Here is a 10,611-nt window from a genome sequence, read left to right as displayed (position 1 = left end):
GACGCTAAGCTTCCTGAGGAAAAGCAATCAGAATTGGAGGAAGTACTAACCAAATATTTATCAGAAGAAGAACAAGGCGTTATTATGAGAACTATTGCACAAAAATATATCGAAGAAGGTGAAGCTAGAGGTGAAGCTAGAGGTGAAGCTAGAGGTGAAGCTAGAGGTATCTATATAGGTAAAGCTGAGGGTAAAGCTGAATTGGTAAAGCTGTTGTTAAAGAATGGCAATTCTGTGGGGTCAATTGCTAAGATGACAGGTATGTCTATTAATAAAATTAATGAATTGCTGAAAATGCAATAATTGGGTGTTCCAAATATTTTGAAAATTTAGATTGCTGTAGTTGTGGCTGTGGAATTGTGGGGAAGTTCGTTAGAAATTATCCCTAAATCCACAGCCCGCTAAGCTTGCTATCCTCAGAAACTAGTTCGTTTTAGCAGTAGCACTAATGCTATCAACCTTCTTTCCTAGCTCCACAATTATCTTGCCACTTGCATCACATTTTGCTAGCTAGGGTCTGTTGACAAGATTTAACCAGGTTGCTATAGACTCATTTTATCTTCTCTGAGTCGTAGGCTAGATGGTCTTGATGATGCTTTATAGTCAATTGATGAGAAGTTGGGGACGTCGTCGCTCAATGCTTGCCTATTATTTATAGGCGTCGCTCCATCGCTCCTAGCCCCCAAATTCTTCTGAATTGACTATAGTGCCGCTCTAAATCAGAATTAAATAATGTATGGTATCAATGATGCCGGTTACTCTTCTGTTCCCAGTAATTGGGTGTCTGATTTAATTGCATTACTGTAATTATGCACTTGTATTGGTTGCATACTTACGTGAAGATATTTTTGTACTGATTTAGGAATTTCAGAATCTAATATGTTCGAGTTATCTTCGATTTGATTCGATTGATGCGCCTTAGATATATTATTAAATTCTCCAGTATCAGTAACTTTTTGATACTTTATCCCTTTAATAAGTGATAACATATTGCCTTTAATATCTGAACCTACTAAAATAGCATGCACACCTATTTTTTGTGCTTCATTTAAATTACGTACATCATCATCTACTAATACTACATTGAAGTAGTCTGTAATACCATTAAGCCTCATTGCCTCTTCAATATGTAAGTTCTTTCCCATTTTTATTCCGCCTATGGGAACGCCTGTTATTATATCGATTTTTTCAATTTGTTTCTCAGTTAAGCCCATTTTTTTTAATGCTGGTTTAATTGTATCAGGATATCGGGTATGAGAAGTAATAGCCACTTTATAACCTTTGTTTAATAAATAATTAAACGTATCTTTTAATTGATCACGGTGGTTTAATCCAAACTTATCAGAACGTAATAATGGTTTCATTATCTCTTGAATTTGATGTGGATCATAAGTACTATTTATTGTATACCCTTCTTCTATGCTACCGTTTGTAATAAGGCAATTTTCATATGTTATAGGTTGAAAATTTTTATGTTTTAATAAAGAATGAATATGCCCGTTTACTACAGTGCAATCAAAATCCCAACATACCAGTATAGTATTTGCTTTATTTTCTTTTTTGGAAAAAACTTTGTATATACAATTTTTTAATTTTGACATTGACTATATTATTTTTCTTGTAACTAAAACTTATAATATATTTTGAATATAATTCAACTATGTTTTTGTTGTTTCTTATGTATAACCCATTAACCCGAATATTATATGAAAGGATTATTAATTCGGGCAAGAAAGCTAAAACGTCCTAGGAGGCTGGCTGCGATAATGAAAGTAATTCCATATTTGGCTCTTTTTGGCTACGAGTAAACATGGTTTTCTTGAAATAGCTACACTATTCCGGCAAAAATCATATCTTTTTAATCACTTTTCTGGATTGCTTCATCAGCTTAAGGCTTCCTTTCAACGATGGTTTTTCAATTATTGCTTTCTTAAACTGACGCTTATGTGCTATAGTCAATTTAGGGGAATTTGGGGCTAGGAGCGATGGAGCGACGCCTATAAGTAATAGGCGAACATTGAGCAACGACGTCACCAGCTTCTCATCAATTGACTATAAGTCTACAAAAAACTTAATAGACTACTTCCCCGCCTTATTTGCCAATACCCAGTTACTATCTAAGTAATCATTGCTATATTTAGCTAAATATTCCTGATATTTACCTTTAAAATCAGTAATAGTTTGGCGGGATAGTGCAATAATCCTTGTGGCTATACTGCTAGCAAAATCTCTATCATGAGTTACCAATATTAGAGTACCTGGGTAGTTAATTAGTGAATTTTTTAGCATATGCTTAGATTCAATATCTAAGTGATTGGTTGGTTCATCTAATACCAATATGTTACTTTCTTCTAAGATAATTTTGGCTAATAATAAACGAGCTCCTTCTCCACCACTCAAATTTAAAATATTCTTAGTTACTTCATCTTTACGGAATAATAATTGACCTAATATACTACGCAACGTATTGTCATTCTCAGTAGGTATTTGGTTGGATAACCAATCAATAACGTTGATATTTTCATTGAGTAATTCATGATGATCCTGAGCAAAATAAGAAATTTGAGTTTCGTATCCCCATTCATAACTTCCCAAATCTGAGAATATTTTACCAAGAAGGATTTTTAGTAAAGTAGATTTACCAATACCATTTGGACCAATAATAACAATTTTTTCTCCTCTTGTTACAGTAAAACTTACATTATTTAATATTTTTTTATTCTCATAATTTTTAGAAATACCCTTAACTTGTAGCGCTAATTTTCCAGATGGTCTTTTTTGCTTAAAATTAAAATACGGGCTAATACGTGAACTTTTTTGTATATCAGGTAATTCCATTTTCTCTATTTGCTTTTCTCGTGAGCTACTTTGCTTAGCTCTACTAGCGGAAGCCCGGAATTTATCAACAAAAACCTGCATAGTAGCAATTTTTTTCTCTATATTAGTAAGATCCTTAAGCTTTTGATCGGCAATTAGCTGTTTATCACGAATAAAAATATCATAATTACCAGTATAAGTTTTGATGGTACCGTAATCTATATCCAAAATATGGGTAGAAATATTATTAAGAAAAGTCAAATCGTGCGAAATAAATACTAAAGCACCTTTGAATTTTTGTTTTAGATAATTTTCTAGCCAATAAATCGATACTATATCAAGATGGTTGGTCGGCTCATCAAGTAATAATATATCAGGATTGTTGAATAAACTTTGGGCTAGTAATACTCTAAGTTTGTAGCCGCCGGATAAAACGGATAATGGTTGATGATGATATTTTTCTTGTATCCCTAAACCTAGAAGTAGCTCAATGGCAAAAATTTCTGAGATATATCCATCATTATCAGCAATAATTTGTTCCAATTCACCTAACCGATAACCGCTTTCCTCATCACATTTCTCATTCCCTAATATTTTTTCCTTTTCTTGTAGAGCCTGCCATAATTCGCTTCTACCAGCAATAACAGTATTAATAATTGAAGTATTTTCATAAATAAATTGATCTTGTTTCAAGCAACCAATACGAGCCTTCTTAACTATATTGACTTCACCAATGCTTGCTTCCTCTTCTTTAATTAGAACTTTAAAAAAAGTAGATTTACCAGCACCATTCGCTCCAACAAGCCCATATCTATTACCATTTTTGATATGAACATTTACGTCGGTAAATAATATTTTTGCACCATAACTCATGGCTAAATTAGTTGCGATAATCATAAAGTATAATTAGGTAATAATGTACCATTTTTTAATTTTAATTTAACCTGCTTAAGTGATCTCGGATCTGCCTCGATTACTTCAAGTTCAACCTGTTCCTCAATATCAATTTTAATACCAACCGAAGGCACATTACCTACTTTTGCTAAAACTAAGCCACCAATTGTATCGAATTCATCATTTTCTGTTTTTAACTTCACTCCAAGAGCCAATTCAAGCTCCTCAACCTTCACTCGAGCATTTGATAAAATGGTATTATTATTGATAATTTTGAAATTATCATTATCCGACTTTTTATCATGCTCATCATCTATTCTACCAACTATCTCTTCCATAATATCTTCAATGGTGACAATACCATCAGTTCCACCATATTCGTCAACAACTATAGATATCTGCACACGATCTCTTCGCATTTTCGCTAATAAATCTATCAATTTCATTGAAGGAGCAGAAATGATAGGTTTACGAATTATTCCTTTCAACGATATATCTTGCTTAGTAACAAGTATCTTAAACAAATCTTTTATATGAATAAAACCAATTATATTATCCAACGTTTCATCATAAACTAACGTTCTAGTATGAGGTATTTTGCTATTAAGTATTTTGCTTAACTCCTCCACGCTAGTGGTTAATTTTACTGCCTTAATGTCAGATCTAGGAATCATTACATCTTCTACAGTTTTATGACCAAATTTCAAAAGATTCATAAAAATCTTTTTTTCTTCCAATGCCATTTTCTTGCTGTTAGATTTTAGCTTTTTAATAGTATAATAAAAATTATCCTCTATCTTTTCTTTAAGAAACAGACGAAAGAACCAAGATTTAAGAATATCAAATTTTGAAGGATTTGTAAGCATAGCCTTTTTAGAGTTAATAGAGGAAATATCTTCTTTTTTCACATAACCTAGCATAATTGTTAATATGGAGAAACAATAGCAAAATCCTTTAATATTTCTACTTCTAAATTTTCCATAATAGTTGCTTCTTCGTCATTTTGGTGATCGAAGCCAAGTAAATGCAAAATACTATGTACCAAAAGATGTATAAAATGATCCCTAAAGCTTTTATTTTGACTTATCGCTTCACTCTGAATTATTTCATACCCAAAAGCTATGTCTCCCAAATACATATAACCTACATTAGGAGTAAATTCAAGTAAATGCCGAAAGTCTAATTCTATATCAGGAAATGATAGCACATTTGTAGCTTTCCCCTTACCACAAAATTGGCTATTCAAATTTAACATTTCATTATTATCAGTTAGTAATATCGCTAGCTCAAACCTTGCAACTCCTTTAAAATTCTTATATCTACTTAATATAGCACACGCAACCTTCTTGACTAATAGTTTATTGATAAATTTATGATTTTTCCAATCTTGATAAGTGCGAATAATTTCCACATTGATTTTCATAATATAATTTGTTGTTGAATATGGCTGAGCAAATATAGCTTCTGCAGTTGATTTAAGTAGATTTAATTATATAGCTTTATAATAAATTTACACCAAATTTATTTAAATTTTTATTGCGAAACATAGTTGATCCATATTATAGTCAATTCAGGGGAATTTGGGGCTAGGAACGATGGAGCGACGCCTATAAGTAATAGGCGAGCATTGAGCGACAACGTCCCCAACTTCTCATCAATTGACTATACGAGCTTTATGGATTGCCACGCTCACATACGTTCGCTCGCAATGACGCTTAGAGAACAGCTTTTTTCAGACAAAATCTTTAAAAACGTATAAGATATTGCGTAAAAAATTAAATTATATATAATGCACAAAATAATTTTTAAATAGGAAAATATTATGACCGCCCCTAATATACCAAATACACCAAGAATATTGAGAACAGAAGAAAGAATAGAAGCAGCAGAACCTGCTGTAGTTGTTAGAGATTCGACTTTTGGAGAATCATTAACTGTAAGGGCAGGAGGGCCTACTGTCACTCTTACAGGACATGATTTCCATCTCCTTTTTTTATCTCTTACCCCTGATGGTCATCTAGAATTTAACTATGGTGGCGAGGATTATAGCATAGACGTTATAGGAGATATGCATATTACTTTATCATAATATCACCTAATTCAATAGGTTTTGCTATAGACAAATCTAAGCATTGAAACATAGGCAACGAAGTAATTCAAAAAGTAACTAGAAATTGCTTCGTTGTAGCAAAAATACTATAGTCAATTGATGAGAAGTTGGTGACGTCGTCCCTCGTCGCTTGCCTATTACTTATAGGCATCGCTCCTAGCCCCAAATTCCCCTGAATTGACTATACTCGCTAATAAACGTCTTATTCTTGATAATCAAGTTTTTCTCCAAATAGTTGATCCATCTGGTTTATCTTCTAGAATAATGCCATCTTGCAATAAATCTTGGCGAATTTGATCGGCTAATAGCCAATCTTTTTGTAATTTTGCTTGTTGTCTTTGGGCAATAAGCTGCATAATTAATTGATCGCCCTGTTGATCATTTATTGTATAATGGAACCACACACTAGCTGGCTTGGTCATTAGACCGATAAAATTGCTGCAAGAAAGCAAGTAGGATGCATAGGTGTATTTATCGTCTTCTGTGGTACTGGCAAAAACCAATTTGGCATAATCGTTGATTATTTTTATGGCAAGAGGGGTGTTCAGATCATCAAATAAGCTTGAGCAAAATTCCTCTGGAACATTCTGAACATCAAGCTTGTTAATATCTAAATTTTCTGTCGCTCTATACCAATAATTTATTGTTTTTTTAGCATCTTCTAAAGCCTTATCGTTGTAATCTAATGGTTTGCGGTAATGGCTGCTCATTAGCAATAACCTAATCACGTCACCTGGGATTTTCTTATCTATCAAATCTTTTACCGTAATAAAATTATTGAGCGACTTACTCATTTTTTCACCATTACAGGTTAAGAATCCATTATGTACCCAATATTTAGCAAAGTAAGAGTTCGGGAAAGCACAGGTACTTTGTGCTATTTCATTAGTATGATGAGGAAAAATTAAATCTGCTCCACCACCGTGAATATCAAAATTTTCTCCTAGATATTTATAGCTCATCGCTGAACATTCTATATGCCATCCTGGTCTACCTCTTCCCCAAGGACTATCAAAATTTGCCAATATTTCTTCATCTTTATTGGCTGGTTTCCATAAGACAAAATCATGGGGGCGCTTTTTTGATAGATTATTTTCAATACGTACTCCTTCTAGCATTTCATTAAGATTACGATTTGATAATTTTGTATAATCTGGAGAGGTAGAAATATCAAAATAAACATGGTTATCTGCCATATAAGCATGGTTTAGGTCAAGTAATTTTTGAATAATCATCACCATATCATCAATATGCATAGTAGCTTTTGGTTCGATATTTGGTGTTTTGCAACCTAGATATTGCATATTACAATGAAATTCTTCTGTAATTTTGGCTGTTAAGTCAGGAATAGTTATTTTGAGTTCTCTGGCTCTATTTATTATTTTGTCATCAATGTCGGTAATATTACGGACATATTTTATATGATTTTTACCAAATATTTTACTTAGTGAGCGATATAAAATATCGTATACTACTACGGATCTAGCATTACCAATATGGGGGTGATCGTAGACAGTTGGACCGCAAACATACATTTTCACTAGATTATTATCTAGCGGTACAAAAACCTCTTTATTGCGAGTTAGTGTGTTATGTAATAATAATTTCATGTTCTTTATCGTTGTGTTAAACTTTGTAGCTAATCCGACTAACATTACACCGTCATTGCAAGGTAGCAAAGCAATTTCTAATTATTTTTGGATTGCTTCGTCGCTACTAAAGTAGCTTCTCGCAATGACGTTGGGTAAAAATACTTCCGTCATTGCGAGCGAACGTACGTGAGCGTGGCAATCCATGAAGTTTGTCATATGAACAATTGCTTCGTTGCCACTAAAGTAGCTTCTCGCAATGACTGAGTAATATTATTGGGTTAGCTCTAAAGAGCATAATTATATAATATTTATTATTGTTTTATAGTTAATTTTTATGGATATCTACCTAAAATGTCAATTCAAGGAAATTATTTTGAAAAACTAAAAAAACTACCGATTACTTTAATTATTCTTATTAGCATAATTTGTAGTATTGGTTTTGTTGTACTATATTCCGCTTCGGATAGTAATATTCAACCTTGGGCATATAAGCAGATGATAATTTTTTTCCTGTTTATACCAATTGTGATAATTATTACGATTATTGACATAAAATATATATTTAAGTTTTCATATATATTTTATATTGCAGTTATTATCTTATTAGTTAGTGTTGAGCTTTTTGGCTCTATTGCTATGGGAGCAAAACGTTGGATAGATTTAGGAGTTGTCCGCTTGCAGCCTTCTGAACCGACAAAACTAGCAATAGTGTTAATGTTAGCTAGGTATTTTCATCAATTAAAAACTGAAGATTTTACCAGATTTCATAAGATTTTATTGCCTATAATAGCTGTGATAGTACCAGTTTTACTGATAATAAAAGAGCCGGATTTAGGTACTGGAGTGATTACTATCATTATTGCTAGTGTTATTTTCTTTGCTGTTGGTTTTAGAGTAAGAAATTTTATGATAATTGGTATTATCGTTGTTACTTGCGTACCGGTTATTTTGCAAGTGATGCATGATTATCAAAGAAAAAGAGTCATGGTTTTTTTGGATCCTGAGAAAGATCCGCTTGGAGCTGGCTATAATATTATCCAATCAAAAATCGCTATTGGCTCTGGTGGGTTATGGGGTAAAGGGCTTACCAAAGGTAGTCAAAGCCATCTAAATTTTTTACCAGAGCATCAGACCGATTTTATCTTTGCTACTTTTGCTGAAGAATTTGGTTTTGTTGGTAGTTTGTTTCTATTAACTCTTTATTCGGCAATTATAGTAATTTCATTGATGATTGCTACTAATTGTCGAACAACATTTAGTAAATTGATGGTAATAGGCATAACATCGATCCTATTTAGTCATGTATTTATAAATATAGCTATGGTGATGGGATTATTACCAGTAGTGGGCGTACCTTTACCATTTATATCTTATGGTGGTACAATGATGGTGTCAATGCTTATTGGCTTTGGATTGGTAATGAATGCTCAAATACACCAGCATAGTATAGTCAATTGATGAGAAATTGGGGACGTTGTCACTCGTCGCTCCTAGCCCCAAATTCTCCTAAATTGACTATAGCAGTTTTTAATAGACTTATACAGGAAATATAATTTTTTTTAGAGAAAAAACAAGAAAACACTAGACCCTAGACAAAAGATTTGTTATAAGGGTAAGGTAAATGTTCCTCGGTAGCTCAGTGGTAGAGCAAACGGCTGTTAACCGTTCGGTCGCTGGTTCGAGTCCGGCCCGGGGAGCCATTTTAAATATAATTTAATTTAAGTTGTAATGACCAAAGAAGAGCTAATTAATTTTGAAGGGGTTGTCCTTGAGCTTTTACCTAACGCAACTTTTAGAGTGAAGCTAGAAAATGGTCATTTTATTATCGCCCATACTTCTGGTAGGATGCGTAAAAATCGTATTAGGATACTTGTTGGGGATAAGATAACAGTGGAAATGACTCCTTACGACTTAACAAAAGGTCGTGTTATCCATCGTCATTAAGATTTTTCATATTTATGTCAAATGTAGAAGGTACTTCTTTAAAACAGCATAATATAGATGTAATTCTAGCATCGCAATCACCGGCAAGGCTTGAATTGCTAAAAAGAATCAAAATATTTCCCACCCAAATTATTCCTGCTAATATCAATGAAACAGAATATTTGCGAGAATTACCAAATCAATTAGCGATAAGATTGGCACAGGAAAAAGCAAAAGCTGTTGCCCAACAAATAACTGGTGAAGCTGTAATTATAGCAGCTGATACTGTTGTAGCTCGTGGCAGAAAAATATTACCCAAAGCTTTAACAAGTGAAGATGTTAGATATTGTCTTAATATTTTATCTGGAAGACGTCATAGGGTTTATACAGGGGTCTGTATAATAAAAAAAACTTCCGAACAACTCTTAACACGACAAAAAATAGTGCAAACTATAGTCAAGTTTAAAAAACTGAGTCATCAAGAGATAGAATTTTACTGTAGCCTAGATGAAGGAATCAATAAAGCAGGTGGTTGCATGATTCACGGCTATGCTGAAGCTTTTATTCCTAGCATATACGGATCATACTCCAATATTATGGGATTACCACTATTGGAGACCATGCATATGCTTACTTCTTTGGGTTTTAAAAATAATCCTATATAAACATTAATATTAAAAATTTAGCAATTTATAAAACGTAGCTTTGGAAGCTTTGTTGATCAAGTATCTGATTTGTGTAAAGAAGCAATAATGGCAATAAACGCTCAAAATGGCATTGCCATTATGAAAACATATGCCAGGACATGGCAGAGCTACTCTTGATAGCCATTCAGTTGCCACGTGTTACCTACCCTACAATTTTTATTCTATAAGTATTAAACAGCATAAAAACGTCATTGCGAGGAGGAGTAAGCCTCCGAAGCAATCCATATAGTCTTGATGTATCTATACTAATTCTCATGGATTGCTTCGTCGCTACTAAAGCAGCTCCTCGCAATGACGCTTAGCAGTCAACTTTTTTACTCATCATAAGGAAATAAATAAAAAATTGTAGGGTATGCGTGTTACCACTTCGCTTGCTGAATTAAATAAAACAGATTTTGCAGTATTTAAACAATTATCTAAAATTTTTGAAAATAATAATGCGGTATGGGCGATGATAGCTCACATTGTATTTGATGCTCTAGATCCTAATTTATAGCACTTAACATAGAGGTTAATATAAGTTATAATGATAGATAATGAATAAATTTAATAATAGCAATATGGCGAC

The 10,611-nt window shown here is 33.0% G+C and carries 12 protein-coding genes, 1 tRNA gene and 1 pseudogene; 8 read left to right on the top strand and 6 right to left on the bottom strand.

Annotated features, from left to right (window positions below; translation table 11 throughout):
- Window positions 1-303: pseudogene (locus RiCNE_RS07510) on the top strand (Rpn family recombination-promoting nuclease/putative transposase); the annotation flags it as partial.
- A gap of 239 nt (window positions 304-542) precedes the next feature.
- On the opposite strand, the gene RiCNE_RS07505 reads toward RiCNE_RS07510, so the two are convergent.
- The 5 genes from RiCNE_RS07505 to ybeY all read right to left on the bottom strand — a co-directional run bounded on the left by RiCNE_RS07505 (window position 543) and on the right by ybeY (window position 5,134).
- Window positions 543-686, bottom strand: a complete 144-nt coding sequence (locus RiCNE_RS07505; protein WP_157905669.1) for a hypothetical protein — start codon at window positions 684-686, stop codon at window positions 543-545.
- Between the two features lie 69 nt (window positions 687-755).
- Window positions 756-1,601, bottom strand: a complete 846-nt coding sequence (locus RiCNE_RS03870) for an HAD family hydrolase (protein ID WP_094649305.1) — start codon at window positions 1,599-1,601, stop codon at window positions 756-758.
- A gap of 478 nt (window positions 1,602-2,079) precedes the next feature.
- Entirely contained in the window at window positions 2,080-3,690 is a 1,611-nt protein-coding gene (locus RiCNE_RS03865) for an ABC-F family ATP-binding cassette domain-containing protein (RefSeq protein WP_239832665.1), read from the bottom strand.
- A gap of 20 nt (window positions 3,691-3,710) precedes the next feature.
- Complete coding sequence (locus RiCNE_RS03860; protein ID WP_410525744.1) at window positions 3,711-4,577, bottom strand: hemolysin family protein; 867 nt, start codon at window positions 4,575-4,577, stop codon at window positions 3,711-3,713.
- 59 nt (window positions 4,578-4,636) lie between these two features.
- Entirely contained in the window at window positions 4,637-5,134 is a 498-nt protein-coding gene (gene ybeY / locus RiCNE_RS03855; protein ID WP_094649302.1) for an rRNA maturation RNase YbeY, read from the bottom strand.
- Window positions 5,135-5,260: 126 nt separating this feature from the next.
- Between ybeY and RiCNE_RS03850 the strand changes: the two genes are divergently transcribed.
- Together RiCNE_RS03850 and RiCNE_RS03845 are read left to right on the top strand one after the other, a co-directional pair.
- On the top strand, window positions 5,261-5,470 hold the full coding sequence (locus RiCNE_RS03850; protein ID WP_094649301.1) for a palindromic element RPE2 domain-containing protein: 210 nt from the start codon (window positions 5,261-5,263) through the stop codon (window positions 5,468-5,470).
- Window positions 5,471-5,533: 63 nt separating this feature from the next.
- Complete coding sequence (locus tag RiCNE_RS03845; protein ID WP_094649300.1) at window positions 5,534-5,800, top strand: hypothetical protein; 267 nt, start codon at window positions 5,534-5,536, stop codon at window positions 5,798-5,800.
- 236 nt (window positions 5,801-6,036) lie between these two features.
- On the opposite strand, the gene cysS is transcribed toward RiCNE_RS03845, so the two are convergent.
- Entirely contained in the window at window positions 6,037-7,431 is a 1,395-nt protein-coding gene (gene cysS, locus RiCNE_RS03840; RefSeq protein ID WP_094649299.1) for a cysteine--tRNA ligase, read from the bottom strand.
- Between the two features lie 339 nt (window positions 7,432-7,770).
- Here cysS and rodA point away from each other — a divergent pair, with 339 nt between their 5' ends.
- The 5 genes from rodA to RiCNE_RS07500 all read left to right on the top strand — a co-directional run bounded on the left by rodA (window position 7,771) and on the right by RiCNE_RS07500 (window position 10,539).
- Complete coding sequence (rodA, locus tag RiCNE_RS03835) at window positions 7,771-8,871, top strand: rod shape-determining protein RodA (RefSeq protein WP_094649306.1); 1,101 nt, start codon at window positions 7,771-7,773, stop codon at window positions 8,869-8,871.
- A gap of 167 nt (window positions 8,872-9,038) precedes the next feature.
- Window positions 9,039-9,113, top strand: a tRNA-Asn gene (locus tag RiCNE_RS03830).
- A 28-nt stretch (window positions 9,114-9,141) separates the two neighbouring features.
- Window positions 9,142-9,357: a translation initiation factor IF-1 gene (gene infA, locus RiCNE_RS03825; RefSeq protein WP_094649298.1), complete on the top strand. Its 216-nt coding sequence runs from the start codon at window positions 9,142-9,144 to the stop codon at window positions 9,355-9,357.
- Window positions 9,358-9,371: 14 nt separating this feature from the next.
- Entirely contained in the window at window positions 9,372-10,001 is a 630-nt protein-coding gene (locus RiCNE_RS03820) for a Maf family protein (RefSeq protein ID WP_094649297.1), read from the top strand.
- Between the two features lie 394 nt (window positions 10,002-10,395).
- The gene (locus RiCNE_RS07500; protein WP_157905668.1) at window positions 10,396-10,539 is read left to right on the top strand and encodes a hypothetical protein; all 144 of its coding nucleotides are present in this window, start codon (window positions 10,396-10,398) and stop codon (window positions 10,537-10,539) included.
- Window positions 10,540-10,611 lie beyond the last annotated feature (72 nt).

Origin of the sequence: Rickettsia endosymbiont of Culicoides newsteadi, from assembly GCF_002259525.1 — a bacterium.
In the GTDB taxonomy this organism is placed as follows: Bacteria; Pseudomonadota; Alphaproteobacteria; order Rickettsiales; family Rickettsiaceae; genus Tisiphia.
Note: the sequence above shows the minus strand (reverse complement) of the source record. Positions and strands in the feature narration are given on the sequence as shown.

Bases quoted from the DNA above. Each gene is read 5' to 3' on its own strand.
- RiCNE_RS03820 (WP_094649297.1), top strand. From the start codon at position 9,372: ATGTCAAATGTAGAAGGTACTTCTTTAAAACAGCATAATATAGATGTA.
- RiCNE_RS03860 (WP_410525744.1), bottom strand. From the start codon at position 4,577: ATGCTTACAAATCCTTCAAAATTTGATATTCTTAAATCTTGGTTCTTT.
- RiCNE_RS03845 (WP_094649300.1), top strand. From the start codon at position 5,534: ATGACCGCCCCTAATATACCAAATACACCAAGAATATTGAGAACAGAA.
- RiCNE_RS07500 (WP_157905668.1), top strand. From the start codon at position 10,396: ATGCGTGTTACCACTTCGCTTGCTGAATTAAATAAAACAGATTTTGCA.
- ybeY (WP_094649302.1), bottom strand. From the start codon at position 5,134: ATGAAAATCAATGTGGAAATTATTCGCACTTATCAAGATTGGAAAAAT.
- infA (WP_094649298.1), top strand. From the start codon at position 9,142: ATGACCAAAGAAGAGCTAATTAATTTTGAAGGGGTTGTCCTTGAGCTT.
- RiCNE_RS03870 (WP_094649305.1), bottom strand. From the start codon at position 1,601: ATGTCAAAATTAAAAAATTGTATATACAAAGTTTTTTCCAAAAAAGAA.
- RiCNE_RS03865 (WP_239832665.1), bottom strand. From the start codon at position 3,690: ATGAGTTATGGTGCAAAAATATTATTTACCGACGTAAATGTTCATATC.
- cysS (WP_094649299.1), bottom strand. From the start codon at position 7,431: ATGAAATTATTATTACATAACACACTAACTCGCAATAAAGAGGTTTTT.